The sequence below is a fragment of the Paenibacillus phoenicis genome, from assembly GCF_034718895.1.
Lineage (GTDB): Bacteria > Bacillota > Bacilli > Paenibacillales > Paenibacillaceae > Fontibacillus > Fontibacillus phoenicis.
On record NZ_JAYERP010000001.1, the window covers coordinates 2,949,970 to 2,969,132 of the forward strand.

Here is a 19,163-nt window from a genome sequence, read left to right on the forward strand (position 1 = left end):
GGTTTAATAGGTTTGATATCTATATTGTAATTCTTGGTTGAAGCGAATCCGTTGTCCATGCACGAGCAACTCCATCTCACCCGGCTCCTCTGTCCGGATATGCAAATTGCTGTGGTCAAGGACAATTTCGAGGCGCCGCCCCTGCCAATAGAGCGGGAAGGACAACTCCTCCCATTGCTGCGGCAGGCGGGGATTCAAATGAAGCTCACCGCCCAGCATGCGTACGCCGGCGAATCCCATCACCACGCATTCCCAAACGCCCCCAAGCGAAGCGGAATGAATGCCGGCATCGGAGGAATGCATATAAGGGCCGAGATCAATTTCGGCGGCGCGTCGGAACAGCTCATACGCCAGCGTGCGGTCGCCGAGATCGTTGGCCAGAATGCAGTGCGTTGACATCGACAACGAGGAATCATGCAGCGTTTTTTCTTCGTAATAGTCGTAATTGGCTTTTTTCACATCCGGCCGAAAACGGTCTTCGAGCAGGAAAAACAACATCAAAACATCCGCCTGCTTCGATATCTGCATTTCCCCTACTTGATCGAGATTGTAATCGTCGAAAATACTGCCCACTCGGGCCTGACGTTTATACGGGGTAAGATCTATCTGCTTCTTGAGCAAATAGGTGTCGTCCTGCGGGATGATCCCTTCGCGGTTCGGCTGAGGCAAGTAAATAAGTCCGCCTTTGGTCTCCCACTCGGAAATGGCCTGCTCTAGGTTCAGCTTCGCGTTCAAGCGCTGGAAGAGTTCCATGTCCTCTTCCTGCAACGCGTAATAATACTGCTTCGCCAATTCGATGTTGAAATGAGCCATATAATTGGTAAATGCGTTGTTGTCGATATGCTCCTTGTATTCATCCGGGCCAACAACATCGTTGATCTCATAGCGTTGTTCAGCCTCATCCCACTCCAATCGGCTCGCCCAGAACGTTGCGGTATCAAAAATCATCTCAAACCCGCACCGGTTCATAAAATCACGGTCACCGGTAGCCTGGTAATAATGCCATACCGCGTAAGCGATGTCGGAAGTAATATGCTGTTCGATAAAACCGGACCAGATCTTCGTCTGCTCGCCGGTAACAACATCTACTGCACCCCATACGGGGGTCACTTCGCCGTCGCTTGGCCAGGCCGCCTCCCACGGGTACATCGCTCCGGCGTATCCGTTGTCACGCGCTTTTGCTCTTGCCCCTTCAAGCCCCAAATAGCGGTACTCCAGCAGGGAGCGGGCGATCGCCGGGTTGGAATAAATATAGAACGGCAGGATAAAAATCTCGGTATCCCAGAAGGAATGGCCTTTATATCCTTCTCCGCTTAAGCCTTTGGCTCCGATGCCCATCCGATGATCATGCGCCGGTGTCATGGCGACCAGATGATAGATGGCAAAGCGCAGAGCCAGCAGATCGAAGCTGCTCGCCGATTTAATCGAAAAATTGTAGCGTTCCCATACCGCGCTCCAAGCAGCCCGATGCCGGCGGAACAGCTCGTCGTAACCGGCAAGGCGCATCTCCTTCAACGTCTTCAGGGCCGTCTGCCGGATCGTTTCCAGCGTGGTTCCTTCTGGAAACTCCTTGTCACGGCTCGTATATACAGTGGCCAGCTTCTCAAAAACAAGCGTATCCCCCTCCGCGAGGTCGAGCGTATAAGTGACGCCCACCCGGCGGCGGTCAATGTCCATTTTCGGCGCGATTTCGGCTTTGTGACCGTTCACCTTTAACTCATGAACTGCCCCGAGCACAAAATCAATCTTCGACTCTGTCGTCGTCTGAATCAGTTCAAGATACGTTTTGTCATAAATACGCTTCTCGCCTTCATGGAAATGTTGGCTGCCGCTGTTTGTCACCTGCCCGTCAATTCCCGAGCTGATGGAAAGATTCGCGCCTCCCGCCAGCAAGCGGATCTCAACTCGGAATCCGATTTGATGCAGATGATCGAGCGAGACGAATCGCCGGAACACAAAGCCGATTTTCTTGCCGGAGTGTTCCCACACAAAACAGCGAACCAGCTCGGCATCGCGAAGATTAAGTCTCCGCTCGTATACGGTCACGGTGCCAACCTCAAGGGACAACCGCCTGCCATCAATCCGGATGTCCAGCTTGGTCAGATCGGCTGCATTGGGCAATTCGCTGACCTCGAACTCGTCGAATTTATTAAACGTACCGTTCACAAACAAATTTCTTTTCTCTCCGATATAAGGCTCTTCCGTCGCCGAGCGAAGCCCCATATAACCGTTGCCAAGCGACATGATGGCTTCGCATTTTCCAAGGGCCAACGGATCAAAGCGAACCTCGGAGAACACCCAATTTTCCAGCTCCTCCGTCGTTTTGGGATTGTAGCTTAACATAAGTCAATTCCTCTCCAGCAATCAGAATTTGTCTTTCCCTCGCGCCATTTGAAAGCGCGATCGAAAACGTTTTCGAACAAAGGACAAAAAATTCGAAAACGATTTCGAACCGGATAAAATAAAAAAGCAATTGCTAACCGAAAACGTTTTCGAACCCATTATTGCACCTTCACGGACTCTCTGTCAATAATCTCGAACGAAAGAATTTTATGAAATCCTTCGGTTCGATTTTCGAGCATTTTCACAACTTCTTCAAAAGCCGAATATCCGATCTTCTCAAAATCCTGGCGGACTGTCGACAATTTAGGGGTCGTATAGCTGGACAGCACGATGTCGTCAAACCCCATAATCGATAGTCGCTCTGGAATCGAAACGCCCAATTCCCGGCAACGGGTCATAAAGCCGATCGCCATCAGATCGCTGGCAGCAAACACAGCCGTCACCTGAGGATGGTTCTGCAGATACGATTCAGCAGCGTGATAGGCTTCTTCCTCCTTAAAATCGGCGTCGATCACTCGGTCAGGATCATATGGCAAACCAGCCGCCTCCAAGGCTTCGCGATATCCTTGCAGCCGCTGTATACTAACCGCGGCAAAGCTGTGCCCGTTAACCATCCCGATATGCCGATGACCCTTGCTGATCAAAAATTCCACCGCTTGCTTGGCGGCATTGACGTTGTCCGTGGAAACGGAGCCCGTCTTCGGCCCAACGATATCCGCATCAACCACCATGCAGGGCAGTTCGCTGTTCACCAACTCGTCGAAATAGGGATCTGTTGTACGAAGGCCTGCAATGACAACCCCGGCGATTTTATTTTCCTGACAAAATTGCCAGTAGGACTTGTCCTGCTGCTCGGACAGACTGCGCGTATAGATGACCACTTCATAGCGATAGTGCTGGGCGGCAGCGTACACCCCGCTCATGATCTGAAACAGCACACCGTCTTTACCGTTGGCCTGCTCGAAGTTGGAAATGATTAGCGCGATTGTCTTCGTCACCTTATGCTTTAGGTTTTTCGCCAACCGATTGGGAAAATAGTTTAATTCCTGCGCGGCCTGCATCACCTTTTGTCGCGTCGTCTCGCTGACGTCGGGATAACCGTTTAACGTCTTCGACACAGCGGCAATAGATACGTTGGCCAGCTTGGCTACATCTTTTATCGATACCATCTGACTCACCACGACTTCATGTATTATTTCAGCCGCACGAAAGACCTGCAAAGGTCCTCGTGCGGCTTCATGATCTACCTATTTGAAACGTCCAGCAAATCCAACTTATCCTTCTTCCGGATACATCGATTTCCGCAGATTTTGAATCTCTTCGCTCTCCAGATATTCGTCGTATGTCATAACGCGATCAATGATGCCGTTTGGCGTAATTTCAATGATGCGGTTGGCGATCGTTTGGATGAACTGATGGTCATGCGACGTGAAGAGGATCGTGCCATCAAAGTCGATCAACCCGTTGTTGAGCGCCGTAATCGATTCAAGATCGAGGTGGTTGGTCGGCTCGTCAAACAACAGCACGTTTGCGCCGTTCAGCATCATTTTGGCCAGCATGCAGCGAACCTTCTCGCCCCCGGACAATACGCTCGCTTTCTTCAGCGCTTCTTCGCCGGAGAATAGCATCCGTCCAAGGAAGCCGCGCAGGAACGTTTCGTCCTGATCCTTCGGCGAATATTGGCGCAGCCATTCCACCAGATTCAGGTCCACCCCATCGAAATAACGGGAGTTGTCCTTCGGAAAATACGCCTGCGAAGTTGTAATCCCCCAGCTGTATTCCCCGCTGTCGGCTTCCAACTCGCCCATGACGATTTGGAACAACGTTGTTTTCGGCACGCTGTTGGGTCCGACGAAGGCGATTTTGTCGCCTTTGTTTACGACGAAGCTGACGTTATCCAAGACCTTTTCGCCTTCGATCGTTTTGGTCAGCCCGTCCACGGTCAGCAGCTGCTTGCCCGCTTCACGCTCTGCCTTGAAGTGCAGGAACGGATATTTCCGGTTGGACGGACGGATGTCCTCCAGCGTAATTTTCTCGAGCTGCTTCTTCCGCGAGGTCGCTTGCTTCGATTTCGAAGCGTTCGCCGAGAAACGTTGAATAAAGGCTTGCAGCTCCTTGATCTTCTCTTCCTTCTTCTTGTTGGCGTCCCGCTGCATTTGCAGCGCCAACTGGCTGGATTCGTACCAGAAGTCGTAGTTGCCGACGTACAACTGGATTTTACCGAAGTCGATATCCGCGATATGCGTACATACCTTATTCAGGAAGTGACGGTCATGGGATACGACGATAACGGTGCCTTCGTAGTCCATCAGGAAGTTCTCCAGCCACTGGATCGATTCGAGGTCCAAGTGGTTCGTTGGTTCGTCCAGGAGCAGGTTATTCGGGCGACCAAACAACGCTTGCGCCAACAGCACGCGCACCTTCTCGTTGCCGCTCAGCTCGGCCATCTTCTTATCGTGCAGCTCGCGTGGAATGCCAAGGCCAATCAGCAGCGCCGCTGCATCCGACTCGGCTTCCCAGCCGTTCAACTCAGCGAATTCGCCCTCCAGTTCGCCTGCACGCAGGCCGTCCTCTTCGGAGAAATCGGGTTTGGCGTACAGCGCATCCTTCTCTTTCATAATCGAATACAACCGGCCGTGACCCATGATCACCGTTTCCAGCACGGGGTACTCGTCGTATTCATAGTGGTTCTGCTTGAGGACCGCTAAACGTTCGCCCGGCGTCATAAACACTTCGCCTTGGTTGGGCTCGATCTCGCCGGAGAGAATTTTCAGGAACGTCGACTTGCCCGCCCCGTTGGCCCCGATCAAACCGTAGCAGTTGCCGGGGGTGAATTTTATATTTACATCTTCGAAAAGTGTCCGTTTTCCATACCGGAGCGTCACACCGTTAGTACTGATCATGTTAGGCATTACCATCCTTTTTTTCATTATCGAACTACTGGCTCAATATTATAGCATACATTAGCCCTTAAGTTGAGCATTGTCAGGATATTGCAGGCTTTGGGCAAAAAAATACCTCCAACCTTCCCAAAGGAAGGTCAGAGGTAGGAGAGCTTATTCAACCACGGTATAACCTGTGGTGTTCTCCAGAATCTCGACGGAGAAGGTGCTGCCGTCCGCGTTCCGCGTAACGCGAACCGACAAGTGCCCGCCGCCGATCGCGATATGCGTTGCCTCCAGCTGGTTCATGCCTTGCACAAGGAACGGCGACAATACGATTTCCCGGCGGAGCGCATCGGGGTACAGCCCCAGCATCGCCTGCAGGAAGACGATCGATGTGCCGGCCGCCCAAGCTTGCGGCGAGCAGGTCGTCGGATACGGAACCGGATGGCCCAGACCCGCGTCATGACCGCAGAACAGCTCCGGCAAGCGCTGGTACTCGAAATGCACCGAAGCGTTCAGCAATCCCGAGATAACTTGCTCCGCCTCCTGCTTGAAGCCGAGCTTGCCAAGGCCAAGCAAGATCATGGCGTTGTCATGCGGCCATACGCTGCCGTTATGATAACTCATCGGGTAATAGCCGGTAGATTCTGTACTCATGGTCCGAATGCCGTACCCGTTAAACATATCCGGCTTCATCATCCGCCCGGCCTGCGCCTTGGCGCGAGAAGCCTCGGGCATTCCGCTCATCAGCAGATGCCCCGGATTCGAACTGACGCTGCGGACTTGGCGCAAATCTTTGTCCAAGGCGATCGCGTAGCATTGCTCGTCCTCCATCCAGAAAGCCGACTCGAACCGCGCTTTCAGTTCTTCCGCTTCCGCCTCCAGCCGGCGGGCCGTCTCCGGCTCACCCATCAGCTCGAACAGCGGCGCCAGCGAATGCTTCGCCTGGTAGACGTACCCTTGCACCTCAGCCAGCGCAATTGGCGAATCCGCGTAAGCTCCGTGTTCGTGCATAATCGAATTGGCGGAATCCTTCCAGCCCTGGTTCGGGAAGCCTTTGTCCGCTTCCTGCTTATAAGCCATAAACCCTGAGCCCGACTGCATGGACGCATCGATATAAGCCAATGCGCGCATTATGTTCGGCCGCAACTCCTCCACCAAAGCGAGGTCGCCGGTCCAACGGTAGTATTCGCCGATCAAAACAAGGAACAACGGTGTTGAATCGATCGTGCCGTAGTACGGGGAGAACGGCGATTGTTTCGTGGTCACCAGCTCGCCGAAGCGGATCTCGTGCATGATTTTGCCCGGCTGTTCGTCTCGCCACGGGTCGACCTGCTCCCCCTGATAGGCCGCTAACGTTCTTAACGTTCCCACGGCGTGCCGAGGGTTAATCGGGAGCATGAAGAGCGAGGTGATCAAGCTGTCCCGGCCAAACGGAACAGCAAACCAAGGCAGTCCCGCAACCGTCGTCTCACCGTAGCCGATATCCGTCGTCAACATACGCAAGTCCTGTACCCCGCGCCGGTACAATTCGTTAAATACCGGGGAATCGGAAGCGATACGGGTGTTGTCCGCATACCAAGCTTCGTACGACTGCTCCAGCCGCTGCAGCCCTTCATCAAAACTAAGCGGCGTGTCCGCTGGAAGCAGCTTGTCCGCCATCGGGACAACTTGAAACGTAACTTGCCATGTCTCTTGGATCTTCAAGGACAATGGGAACGTAACCGTCCCGCCGTCATCCGCCCGTCCGCCTTTAGCGTCCCAGGCGATCCGCGTTTGTCTTGTTTCCTGATCTGCTCCAAGATACCGGAACGTCATATTCTGATCCCCGACGACAACTCCTTCCACCTTGCCAACTTCCCCCGTGCGGTATTTGCGAACCAGGAACATGTCTTGAAAGTCCGCATCGAACGAAACGGATACATCAAAGGCGATCTCCCGTGGAAAATAATTCGTCAAGGCAATGCGTTCATAAAGTCTGCCATTATAGATGAAGCGGTCGCGTGTAACTTCAATCGCTCCGTCATCCTTGGCTTCCTTGATAAGCCGGAAGCTGGCTACATAACTTTTGTCGCCTGCGGAAGACAGAAGCACGGGCTTCCCGCCGTCCACCTCCAGCTCAAAGCGGCTTAAGAAGCGCGTATCCTGCGCGTATAATCCAAATCCCTGCTCATTGTGCCGGCCAATGTCGCCGTTCAGCCCAGAGAGCATAAACAGCTCCCCTTCTTTGATTACGCGGTAATCCATCGTTAGCCTCCTTAAGTTGTGATATCAACCTTTAATGCCGGCGTTTGAGATGCCCTCGATGTACTGCCGCTGGAACAGGAAGAAGAAGAGGATAATCGGCAGCGTCGACAATACGACGCCGGCCATAATCAGCGACGTATTTTCGAAGAATTGGTCCTTCACACTGTTCAGACCTACGACAAGCACGTACATATCCGGCTTATTCGTCAAAGTACTCGGAATCAGATAACTGTTCCAGGTTCCGGCAAATGCCAAAATCGCCATCGTAATCAGCGACGAACGGGCCAGCGGATAAACAATCTTCCAGAAGGCGCCCATCTTCGTCAGACCGTCAATCCGGGCCGCCTCCAAAAATTCGTTCGGCACCGAAATAAAGAACTGACGGAGCATAAAAATATACAGTCCCTGATACAGGAACGGGATGGTCAAAGCCCAAAACGTGTTGAGCCAGCCCAACTGAGCCATGTTGACATAGACCGGGATCAAGATCATATGGTAAGGCACCATCATCGTCGCGACCACGATCCAATAAATGACCGATTTCCCCCGGAAATTCAGCTTAGCCAGTGCAAACCCTGCCATCGGATTAATCACCATATTCCCAAGCACCACCACACCGGTCATGATGATCGTGTTCAGAAACCAGCGCGGTACATTGTAAGCTTCATTCGTAAAAAACAGTTTGAAGTTATCCAGCGTCCAGTTTGCCGGCGAAGTGAGTGTATTCACGAAACGCATCGGCAATACGGAGGAATACAACGTATAAATAAAAGGGATGGCAAACAGAAGCCCCAGAACGATCATGCCGAGGTAAAGGAACGGCCGACCTATGCGCGTACGGCTTTTCATGTTCTCACTCCTTCACGTCCAGGAATTTTTTTTGCAGGTACGTAATCAGCATAATGATGATAAAGAACAGGACAACGGCCGCACTTCCGTACCCGATGTTCATGTAACGGATCCCGTGTTGGTAGAAGTAGGTGACGACTGTACTAGTTGCTCCAGCCGGAGTTCCCAGCGCCCCGTACCTAGAAATGGCGGCGATTTGGTCATAGATTTGAAATCCGGCGATCGTAGACACGGAGACGATAAAGAACGTGACCGCCTTCAATGAAGGCACCGTAATATAGCGGAATTTATTCCACTTCGAGGCGCCGTCGATCTCGCTTGCTTCGTACAAGTCTTTGGGAATTTCCTGCAGGCCGGACAAATAGACGATCATCGTAAACCCGGCTTGCTGGAAGATAAACAGAATGCATACAAACAGCAGCGCGTACTTCGTATCGGCGTACCAGGTAACATTGCCGAATCCCAGCGTGCCGAAGAAATTCGTCAGGAACGTCCCTTGCTTAAACAGCATCATAAAGACGGTGGTAATCGCAATTTGCGAAGTGATGTAGGGTAAGAAAAAGACCGTCCGGAAGATGCCCTTGCCCTTGAGCTTCTGGTTAACGAGCAATGCGAGAAACAAGCCCAGTATCGTTTGCAACGGGATCGAAACCACCACGATCTCCAGGGAATGGAGCAGGGCACGGAAGAACTCCCGGTCATGAAGAATTTCAATATAATTGCTTAACCCGATAAACTTGGCTTGATCCAGCGAGGCAAAGTTGGCATCCTGAAAGCTTCTGACAAAAGACTGAATGAAAGGATATAAAAACCACCAGGCCCATAAAAGCAAAAAAGGCAGGGTAAACAACCAGCCTAATGTCAGATCCGAATCGGCGATGGAACGAAACACGGATTGCCGATTTTTATTGTTTTTCACGGGTAACACCTCGTTTCTGCTTTCTTGCGGATAAAGTAAAAAAGGTACCGCTCTCTCTGAAACTTGCCTGATCAGGAGAGAGCGGCTGCTTATCAAGGAGCAAATGGAACTTAGTTAAACTGACTTTGGATATCGTCAAGAATTTGCTGCGCCGTCTTGCCGGATCCGCCGAGAATCAGGCCTTCCAGCTCTTGCACAAGCGCATCGGTAAAGCGTTTCGTATCCGTTGGATATTCGAAGTCCGTGCTGTATTCCAGCGCTGGCTTCAATGCGCTGAACTCCGGATTTTTCTCGAAGTATTGGCCGGACAGCGAAGTTAATGCCGGGTTAAAGCCCAGATCCATAAAGGCTTTTTGCGTTTCGTCGTTCGTCATGTAGTAAGCCGCTTTCAACGCTGCTTCTTTGTTTTTGGCGTCCTTCAGCACAATATAAGCGTCGGAGCTCATCGTGCTGCCGTTGGTCGTCCCTTTAGGAATCGGCAAAGCCACATATTTCAGATCCGGATTTGCGTCCTTCAGGTAACCTTTGTACCAGTAACCGCCGGTACTCATCGCACCTTTCTCGTTGCTGAATACTTCGCCGTCCCAACCAAAGCCTAACGATTTCGGTGTTACCGCAATGCCTTCTTTGTACATATCGACGATCAGTTCCAGCGCTTTGACGTTCTCTGGAGAATTGATCGTTTTGCCGTAGCCCCAGCCGCCGCCGAAGCTTTTCACATAGTTGGTGATATGGAAGGCGTCCAGGTTCACAATGATGCCTTTCACGTCGCCTTTATTCAGCACTTTGGCTGCTTGAATCACTTCATCCCAGGTCGTAGGATAGTCCCCAAGCCCGGCGCCTTTCCACATCTTCTCATTGATCAGGAACATCGCAGGCATGTCCGTATTCGGGATGCCGTACATTTTGCCGTCAACCTTCCAGATGTTCTTCGAAGATTCCGGGAAGCGGCTCATATCGATGCCCGTACTTTGGATCAGATCATCGATGGGCGTAAACAGATTTTTATTGATGTATTCATACGCGCCTTCGTTGGACATCTTGATAAAGTCCGGTGCGACGCCCGCGGCGATTTCCCCCGGCAACGTATTCCAAAACTGCTCACTGCTTGGGTACTGCTTGATCTTCAACTCAATATCCGGGTAAACCGTGTTGATCTTATCAGCTGCGGCTTGATAGATCGCCAAGTCTTGGGCGGTTCCCCAGAACCCGAAGTTGACGGTGACTTTTTGTCCCGGTTTCGTCTCGCTTCCCCCTGTATTGTCAGCGGTTTTGCTGCTTCCGCAAGCGGTCAAGCCTACGACAGCGGCAAGGCACAAAATCAGCAGAGCTGAAAGTGTTCTTTTTCTGGCTTTCATTGTTGTTGCCTCCCTTTTGATCACTTCTGTCTTTCTTGCTCCTTAAGCATAAACACCCCTAAACACAAAAAAAATTAATCAAATATTGATTAATTTTAGATTTTCGCCTCGATTTTTAGTTGATCGTTGCAGGCGGCGGTATAAGTTTTTAATACAATCACACTTTTTTATCTGATTTATGCTTCTTTTTTATCCTTCTTCATTGCGATATTGCTTCGGAGAGACTCCCGTATACTTGTTGAATACGATTGCAAAATGCGCCTGATTGCTAAACCCGACTTTCTCGGCGACCTCGTAAATTTTATAGCGGTAATCTTTTAACAGCTCTTTGGCTTTATTGATGCGCAGCTCATTAATATAATCAAACAAGCCTTGCCCTACTTCCTCTTTAAACAGGCGGCTGACATAATTTGGGCTGACTTGGAACAGGTCGGCAAACAGCTTCAGGGAGAGGCTGTCTTGATAATGATGCTCGATGTACTCCAAAATATTGCGGATCAACTGGCTGTACCCTTTGAAAGAAGCGTTGGTCCCTCCGCCAAGCCGCTGTTCAAAAACAGTCCGGTATGCGCTGGACATTTGCTCGAAATCTTCAAAAGCCCCGCGGGCGGTGAGTTCTTCCTCCGCCTCTGTTTTGGCCTTGCTCCCGTTTCGGTCCATCATAAATAACAAGCCTTCGTACACTTTTTGCACCTCTGCCTCGTCCAGACACTCCTCCGTCCGGATCAGATTCTCCCAGCGCGACAGCCCATCCATGAACTTCTCGTGCGCATGCTCGGCCAAGGCTGACTTCATTTGCTTCACATAAACCTCCGCTTGCTCCAAGGCCACCTCGCTTCGCTCCTTCTGGTGGCTGTAATAGAAAATCGAGGATTCCGGATGGTAAAAATGGTGCGACAACGCCTGCAGCGCTTGTTTGTACGCCGTGGGCACTTGCTCGAATCGGTCCACCCAATCGCTGATGCCCAGCACAATATCAATATTCACGAAACGCTTGAGCGTGGAACTGATCCGTTGCACGATGTCGTTGACGCGCGTCAGCGAAGCGAGCAGACTCTTCAGTTCGCTGTTGCTGATCAGGAGGGCGGACAGCCGCTCGTTTAATGGCACGAACTCGATCTCCCGCTCCGCCGAAACCATTTCGTTCACCATATTTTGCACGGTATTCCCGAGTACGGACTGCGACGATTCGCTGTATCTTTGCAGCACCTTGTCATAGTTTTTAATTTTGAACAACACAACGTAGATGTTGCCTTCTTTTAACCGTGATTCCGAGAGCTCATGCTGGATACCGGTGCCGTACAGCAGGCCGCTGAGCAGCTGCTCCTTGTGATTTGTCGCCCTTGGGGGTTGTGAAGGAATAGGGGCGGTCCCGAGTTGCTCGCGGATGTTCTGCAGCATGCCAATCAGCTCCCGGTCATTGATGTCCGGCTTATGAAAATAATCGAGCGCCCCCAGCTTCATCGCCTCCTTCACAAACCCGAAGTCGTCAAAGCTGCTCAGGACCACCACCTTGACGGGCAGCTCCTGCTCTTTGATCCGGCGCAGCACTTCAAGCCCGTCCATTTTCGGCATTTTGATGTCCAGCAGCACGACATCCGGCTGCTCGCTGGCGATCAACCGCAACGCCTCAGCTCCGTCTCCAGCCTCGCCGATGATCTCCACGCCTTCGGCTTGCCAATCGATCGCCGATTTAATGCCGATTCGCACCAGCGGCTCGTCGTCTACAATCAATATTTTCATTTGCTGTCCCCTCCCCCTGCCGTTTCATTCGAAATGACTGGAACCCGAATCAGCGCCACAGTTCCCCCCTGCCTTCCGGGGGCAAGCCATAAGCCGTATCCCGGTCCAAAATGCAGACGTATCCGGCTTCGAATATTCTGAATGCCAATCGAGTTGAATCCATCTCTGGAGATTTCCTTATACCCTGGCTTGGCATGTAACCCGCCATCTTCCGGGAACCCGCGGCCGTTGTCCGCCACTTCCACGTACAGGTCGCCTTGCCGTTCATAAATGGAAATGTCCAGCTTCCCTTTATAATCAATTCCCTCAAATCCATGGAAAATCGCATTTTCCACCAGCGGCTGGATCAGGAATTTCAACGTTTTGTATTCGGTGACGCCCGGGTCAATCGAATACGTCACCTCAAACTTGTTGAAGTACCGGAAATCCAGAATTTTGGCATAGCTCTGGACAAATACGACTTCCTCAGCGATGGGAACAAAGTTCTCATCCGTCTTCATGCTGAACTTCATTACAGAAGCGAAAGCTTGCAGCGCCTCTTCAATTCCGGAAGCGCCTTGCACTTTGGCCATCCACTTGATCACATTTAAGGTATTGTATATAAAATGCGGGCGGATTTGCGATTGCAGCGCGTCCATCTCCAGCTTGCGTTTCTCTTCCTCTTTCTCGTAAATCCGCGCAATCAGACTGCGAATTTCCTGCAGCATCTGATCGATCGTACTGCTGATCACCCCAACCTCATCGCTTTGCCGCGTATCGAACCTGACATCGAGCTGGCCCTGGGCGACCAGCTTCATTTTGCGGTTCAATACGGCCAAAGGCTTCATAATTCGCGTGGCAATGCGCAGGGAGATCAGGATCGACAAGACCAGCAGCAGGAGGAGCGTACCGGCCATGATGGCCACCAACTGGTACACAATGGAGTACAGGTCGTCCTTCGCAATCAGGGTCACCGCATGCCACTCGGCCACCTGAGACGGAGAAGAGATCATATACAGCTTTTGGTTGATCCACATTCGGGTCGTACCGGTCCGGCCGGACGGCTCCTCCTGAAAGCCGCTCCCAAACACGGCGGAGGCCGCCTTGCCGATCTCTCCGCTGTTTGAGCTTCGAATAATCATCCGATCTTCATCCAGCAAATAGAAGTTGGATTTTTCCGCGAACGCTGTATTACTCCACAACGTCTTCAGCTTGTCCGCCGAGATGTTGAAGACAATAAATCCGAGCCGTTCCTTGGTATACGGATCCATAATGGCCCGGCCCGCGGATACGACCGGAAGGCGGTGCGGCGATAACAGCTCGTCGTAATGAATACCCGTCGTGACAAACTGCCCGTTCCCTTCTCGTATTTTGCGGATAAACGCCTCCTGTAAATAAGTGGTTTTGAAATATTGATAGTTGATATACTCGCGGTTGCTGCGGCCGATAATCGACTGATCATGCTCATGAAAAATAACGACCGAATCCACCAAATCAGAATATAGCATGATCCCGCTTTGAATCAATCCGTTAACCTTATCGAAGTCCCGACCGCGTTCCAGCAGCGGATAAGGGACCTGGGTATAGTCCTTCTTCATGATTTGGTACACGCTTTGCTCCTGGATGGGAAACATGGACAACCTTTGTAACGGCTGCAGAGACGTATCAATATTGGTCACGATTTGCTTGTTGTTCTCCACCGCCGCATCCAGCATCACGTTTCGGTTCTTGTCGACATAAATCCATGACACGATCCCGCCGATCAAGATGAGCGGAATGAGAATAAAGACGGAAAAGGCAGCGATCAGCTTCTTCTCCAAGCTCAGTTGTGACAGTTTCTGCCGGGTGAATATCATCATCATTACCTCTCCAGAATAGATCGCCCCGCTCCGCTTGTCCGAAATTGCTTTGGCGTCATGCCGACAAATTCCTTAAACAACCGGGTGTAGTAACTCTGACTGCAAAATTTAAAATGAAATGCGATTTCGGAAATGGAACGGTTCGTATAGATAAGCATGTGTTTCGACTCTTCAATCTTGCGGCTGTTAATGTATTTCATCAGCGGCAATCCGGTTTCCCGGCGAAAACGATCGGACAAATAACTCGGATGAACGCCAAGGTGACCCGCAATGAGCGGCAAGGTCAAATCGTCAAAAATATGCTGCCGGATATAATGGATGGCCAGCTTCACCAGATGGGAGTACGGCAGCTCCTCCCTTTCCCGCTGAATCGTCATCACGAACTGCACCAGCATCTCGTATTCGAATTGGGCCAGCGCTTCGAGATCGTTAAGCCTTTCGATCTCCAATATTAGAGTATCACTTAAGTGAAAAGCAATCTCCGGATCGACCCCGCCCTGGATAATCGCCCTTGTAAACAAAGTGCAGGAGGCGATGAGGGCGTTTTTTTTGGAGCGCAGCGGATAGGTTGCCAACACCGCAGCTTCAAGCTCGTTGATTTTTCGCATCACCTGAAGTGCTGTTGCTTCGTCCCCCATCCGGACCGCTTCCAGCAGCTCCTGTTCGTAGTCTACCGGAGGATGGACAAAACGATCCTGGAGTGCCTGCATTTTCGATGACCGATAATACGTATGACCCTGTTGAAGATTCATCATATCCCACCTAAAAATTTTGACAATTATCTAAAGAATTTAGTATTACATTACCGCTTTAGGTTCTAAAATTCAATCATAACGACCAGGAGGGATCTAACAACCATGACTTGGAAATTAACGAATTCGGACGTTTCACAGCCAGAGCTGTTGAATATGGAAAGTATCTTTGCGCTCGGCAACGGGTATTTGGGCGTGCGGGGCAACTTTGAAGAAGGCTACGGTAAGCAAATGACCAGCATCCGCGGCACTTACTTGAACGCATTTCACGATGTGATCGAAATTCCTTATGGCGAGAAGCTGTTTGCTTTTCCCGAAACGCAACAGAAGCTGGTGAACAACATCGATGCTCAAACGGTGCTGATCTATTTCGGCGAGGAGGATGAGCCTTTCCGTCTGGATCAAGGCAAGATTACGGAATTTCAGCGGACGTTGCATATGGATCAGGGATTTTCGGAGCGAAGAGTGCATTGGACGTCTCCAACCGGCAAAGAAGTGCGTCTGACCTTCCGCCGTCTCGTCTCCTTTACGCACCGTGAATTGTTTGCCATTCATATCAAGCTGGAGCCGATCAACTTTAGCGGCCCGGTCAAAATCGTCTCTACGCTAAACGGTAATGTCAAAAACTACACCAATCCCAATGATCCGCGGGTTGGAGCAGGCCATGCGGAACGGATGACCGTGGTGGAAACTGGAACGCGAGGCGAATACGGCTACGTCGTGGACGAAACGATGGTTTCCAAAATGAAAGCCGCTTGCGTCACCCGCCATCAGTTAACTGCCGATGCAGAGATCGCGCTGGATACAAAGGACGGAGAAATAGTTTATACGGCAACCTTCGCTCTGAACGGCCCTGTTGAATTTACAAAATTCAACGTATATACGGACACTCTCCGCCATGGCGAAGGATTCCAGGAGCGGGCGTTTGATCTGCACGAGCGCTTGTCCGGCTTGTCCTTTGGCGATTTGCTCGCAGAGCAGACGGGGTATCTGAACGATTATTGGAAATCGGCCGACGTCATCATTCAGAACGATGAGAAGCTGCAGGAAGGCATCCGCTTCAACCTGTTCCAGCTGCTGCAATCCGCCGGCCGGGACAAGTACAGCAACATCGCCGCCAAAGGCTTAAGCGGAGAAGGTTATGAAGGCCATTATTTCTGGGACACGGAAATTTATATGTTCCCGGTCTTTTTGATGACCCAGCCGGAGCTGGCCCGTCAGCTGCTCTTATACCGTTACTCCATCCTGGACGATGCCAGAGCAAGAGCGCGGGAAATGGGACATAGCAAAGGCGCGTTGTTCCCTTGGCGCACCATTTCAGGGACCGAATGCTCCTCGTTCTTCCCGTCGGGCACAGCACAATATCATATCAGCGCGGACATCGCCTACAGCTATGTCCAATACTACCTTGCCGCGCAGGATCGGGATTTCCTGCTGAACTACGGCGCGGAAGTGCTGATCGAAACGGCGCGGTTATGGGCTGAAATCGGGCATTATTACAACGGTGCATTCCACATTGATGAAGTCACCGGGCCGGACGAATATACCTGCTGCGTGAACAACAACTACTATACCAACGCTATGGCCAAGCATAATTTGAAATGGGCGGCCAAAAGCTGCGCGATCCTGAAAGACTACGATGGAGCAGGCTACCAGGCGCTATGCGCGAAGCTTGGCGTTACGGACGACGAAATCGCCGCTTGGGAAGCGGCAGCTGCAGCGATGTTCCTGCCATATGATGAAGCTCTGGGCATCAACCCGCAGGATGATACGTTCCTGCGCAAGGCCGTTTGGGATTTTGCCAATACGCCAAAAGAAAACTATCCGCTGTTGCTGCACTACCATCCGCTGACCCTTTACCGGTACCAGGTGTGCAAACAGGCGGACACCGTGCTGGCCCATTTCCTGCTGGAGGACGAGCAGTCCCTGGAGACGATCCGCCGTTCCTACGATTATTACGAACGGATCACGACCCATGACTCCTCCTTGTCCTCTTGTATCTTCAGCATTATGGCGGCCAAGATCGGCAATCTGGACAAAGCGTACGAGTATTTCATCGAAACGGCGCGGCTGGATCTGGACAACACGCATGGCAATACGAAAGATGGTCTGCATTTGGCAAACATGGGCGGCACTTGGATGTCGATCGTGTACGGCTTCGCCGGCATGCGGCTGAAAGAAAGCGGCCTGTCTCTTGCCCCAGCGATCCCGCGGGATTGGGAGCAATACGCCTTCCGCCTGACGTTCCGCGGCCGTCTGATTTCCGTGCGTATCGAGAAAGGAGACGTCACCCTGGAGCTGACCGAAGGCGACGCCATCGACATTCAATTGTACGGAGAAACCGTGACATTGCAGCCGGATCGCGCTGTTTCGCGTCCTCTGGCAAACCTTGAACTACATTGAGAAGGAGCGGTTAGGATGGATAACAACCAAACGAAATCTTTACAAGCAGTGATCTTTGATTTGGACGGGGTCATTACGGACACCGCCGAATATCATTACCAAGCGTGGAAAGCCATTGCCGAAGAATTGAACATTCCCTTTACACGCGAGTTTAATGAAAATCTGAAGGGCGTATCCCGCCTCGATTCTTTAAAGCTGCTGCTCAGCCAAACGACCACCCCCGTTCATTACAGCGAAGCGGAGATGAATGAGCTGGCAGCGCGCAAGAACAACCTTTACGTCAAGTTGATCGAGAAAATTACGCCAGCCGACCTGTTGCCGGGAATCTCCGGGTTTCTAACGGAGCTGCGGGAAGCCGGGATCAAGACCGGGATCGCTTCCGCCAGCAAAAACGCCCAAACCGTCCTTGACGGTCTGGGCGTGACAAGCTGGTTTGATGTGATTGTGGACGTGACCCGCTTAAAGAACAATAAGCCGGATCCGGAGATTTTCCTGACCGCGGCGGCCCAACTCGGAGTAGAGCCGGCGGCCTGCATCGGCGTGGAAGACGCCGTTTCCGGAGTCGACGCGATCAAAGCCGCGGGCATGTTCGCCGTCGCCATCGGCGCAGCGGAGCAGTTCCCGAAAGCCGACATCGTGCTGCCCAGCACCGCCAAGCTCAGTTTGCGGGATCTGATGGAGCATTTTGCGGTAAAAGCGTAGAGCAGCTTCTACTCCCCCGGCCATCGCAAGGTTTCCCCGTGATGCAGCAGCCGGATCGTATCCTCAGAGAAGCCAAGGCGGATCCGTTCCTTCTCCAGACGGTCAAGCGCCTCCCGCGCGGTATCATCGGCCAGCCGGAAGGTGCCGTAATGCATCGGAATCATGAGCTTCGCCTTGACATCAACGAACGCTTGCAGCGCCTCCTCCGGCGTGGTATGCTGGCTCGTCATGAACCATTCCGGCTCATAAGCGCCGATCGGCAGGAGCGCCACATCGATCTGAAAGCGCCTGCCGATTTCGGCAAACCCGCGGAAATATCCGCTGTCTCCGGCAAAATAGATGACCGGCGGTTTCTTCTCCACCTTGCTTGGCACCGGCTCCAGGACGTAGCCGCCCCAATGCGACGTATTCGTATCAAATGGCGTGCGGCGCGTCCAGTGCTGGGTGGGGACAAAGGAGATGTCGACCTCCCCAATGCGTACGCGCTCCCACCAGCTCATCTCATGGACGTTATAGAACCCTTTCCGCCACATCTTCCGCCCAAGGCCGACAGGGACAATGATCGTGGTGTCCTTGCTATAAATCCGGCGGATCGAAGCAAAATGCATATGATCATAATGGGAATGAGAGATCAGGATCACGTCGATGGGCGGCAGTTGATGAATGGGGATCCCCGGCTCGGTAAGCCGACGTTGAAATCCCATCCGCATGGCCCAGACGGGATCGGTAACGATATTAAGACCTTGATATTGGATCAGGAACGTAGAATGGCCGATCCACGTAATCGTGCTCTCTTCACGGTTCGCCTGCAAATAATCGAGTTCCGGCGGCTTATTGGGAATCACGAAGGAATAATCCTTCTTTTTGCTGCGCCGTTCTTCCCGCAGCTGCTTAAATTGCTTTAACGTTTTGTCGGTGCTCACGTTATCGAGGTTATTGTAGCGCATTCTTCTTGGCATCGCTCCAGTGACTCCTCTCCGCATTTCTTTCGCTCTCTCTGGTATAAACCCAAATTTCCCGGGTCAATCGGCCCGATCCTTATACTTCCAGGCATAGAGAAATAAGAACAGGACCGCCCCGGCTACCACCAACTCCGGAGCTACCATCATCATAAACCACTCCAT

General features: G+C 51.9%; 14 protein-coding genes. 2 read left to right on the forward strand and 12 right to left on the reverse strand.

What is annotated here, in order from left to right:
* Positions 1 to 3 precede the first annotated feature (3 nt).
* The 10 genes from U9M73_RS14070 to U9M73_RS14115 all read right to left on the reverse strand — a co-directional run bounded on the left by U9M73_RS14070 (position 4) and on the right by U9M73_RS14115 (position 14,937).
* The gene (locus U9M73_RS14070; protein WP_323077761.1) at positions 4 to 2,343 is read right to left on the reverse strand and encodes a glycoside hydrolase family 65 protein; all 2,340 of its coding nucleotides are present in this window, start codon (positions 2,341 to 2,343) and stop codon (positions 4 to 6) included.
* Between the two features lie 158 nt (positions 2,344 to 2,501).
* Positions 2,502 to 3,512, reverse strand: a complete 1,011-nt coding sequence (locus U9M73_RS14075; protein ID WP_323077762.1) for a LacI family DNA-binding transcriptional regulator — start codon at positions 3,510 to 3,512, stop codon at positions 2,502 to 2,504.
* Positions 3,513 to 3,617: 105 nt separating this feature from the next.
* Positions 3,618 to 5,246, reverse strand: coding sequence for an ABC-F family ATP-binding cassette domain-containing protein (locus U9M73_RS14080; RefSeq protein ID WP_323077763.1), 1,629 nt, complete (start codon positions 5,244 to 5,246; stop codon positions 3,618 to 3,620).
* A gap of 153 nt (positions 5,247 to 5,399) precedes the next feature.
* Positions 5,400 to 7,475: an amylo-alpha-1,6-glucosidase gene (locus U9M73_RS14085; protein WP_323077764.1), complete on the reverse strand. Its 2,076-nt coding sequence runs from the start codon at positions 7,473 to 7,475 to the stop codon at positions 5,400 to 5,402.
* Positions 7,476 to 7,499: 24 nt separating this feature from the next.
* Positions 7,500 to 8,324, reverse strand: a complete 825-nt coding sequence (locus U9M73_RS14090) for a carbohydrate ABC transporter permease (RefSeq protein ID WP_009226849.1) — start codon at positions 8,322 to 8,324, stop codon at positions 7,500 to 7,502.
* A 4-nt stretch (positions 8,325 to 8,328) separates the two neighbouring features.
* A complete protein-coding gene (locus tag U9M73_RS14095) occupies positions 8,329 to 9,252 on the reverse strand; it encodes a carbohydrate ABC transporter permease (protein WP_009226850.1) in 924 nt (307 codons plus the stop codon).
* A gap of 101 nt (positions 9,253 to 9,353) precedes the next feature.
* A complete protein-coding gene (locus U9M73_RS14100; RefSeq protein WP_036646545.1) occupies positions 9,354 to 10,601 on the reverse strand; it encodes an ABC transporter substrate-binding protein in 1,248 nt (415 codons plus the stop codon).
* Positions 10,602 to 10,790: 189 nt separating this feature from the next.
* Positions 10,791 to 12,344, reverse strand: coding sequence for a response regulator transcription factor (locus U9M73_RS14105; RefSeq protein WP_323077765.1), 1,554 nt, complete (start codon positions 12,342 to 12,344; stop codon positions 10,791 to 10,793).
* Positions 12,341 to 14,185, reverse strand: a complete 1,845-nt coding sequence (locus tag U9M73_RS14110; RefSeq protein WP_407673929.1) for a sensor histidine kinase — start codon at positions 14,183 to 14,185, stop codon at positions 12,341 to 12,343. Before U9M73_RS14110 ends, U9M73_RS14105 begins: the two co-directional genes overlap by 4 nt.
* Positions 14,185 to 14,937 (reverse strand): helix-turn-helix domain-containing protein, encoded by a 753-nt coding sequence (locus tag U9M73_RS14115; protein ID WP_009226854.1) that lies wholly within the window; start codon positions 14,935 to 14,937, stop codon positions 14,185 to 14,187. The genes U9M73_RS14110 and U9M73_RS14115 overlap by 1 nt, the downstream gene beginning before the upstream one ends.
* 102 nt (positions 14,938 to 15,039) lie before the next feature.
* Here U9M73_RS14115 and U9M73_RS14120 point away from each other — a divergent pair, with 102 nt between their 5' ends.
* Both U9M73_RS14120 and pgmB read left to right on the forward strand, forming a co-directional pair.
* Positions 15,040 to 17,337 (forward strand): glycoside hydrolase family 65 protein, encoded by a 2,298-nt coding sequence (locus tag U9M73_RS14120; RefSeq protein ID WP_323077766.1) that lies wholly within the window; start codon positions 15,040 to 15,042, stop codon positions 17,335 to 17,337.
* A 15-nt stretch (positions 17,338 to 17,352) separates the two neighbouring features.
* Positions 17,353 to 18,039, forward strand: coding sequence for a beta-phosphoglucomutase (pgmB, locus tag U9M73_RS14125; protein ID WP_009226856.1), 687 nt, complete (start codon positions 17,353 to 17,355; stop codon positions 18,037 to 18,039).
* 8 nt (positions 18,040 to 18,047) lie between these two features.
* Here pgmB and U9M73_RS14130 read toward each other — a convergent pair whose 3' ends face one another.
* The gene (locus U9M73_RS14130) at positions 18,048 to 18,998 is read right to left on the reverse strand and encodes an MBL fold metallo-hydrolase (protein ID WP_036646547.1); all 951 of its coding nucleotides are present in this window, start codon (positions 18,996 to 18,998) and stop codon (positions 18,048 to 18,050) included.
* Positions 18,999 to 19,061: 63 nt separating this feature from the next.
* Positions 19,062 to 19,163 carry a cytochrome bd oxidase small subunit CydS family protein gene (cydS, locus tag U9M73_RS22215; RefSeq protein WP_397376634.1) on the reverse strand — a complete coding sequence of 34 codons (102 nt, stop codon included), beginning with the start codon at positions 19,161 to 19,163 and terminating at the stop codon, positions 19,062 to 19,064.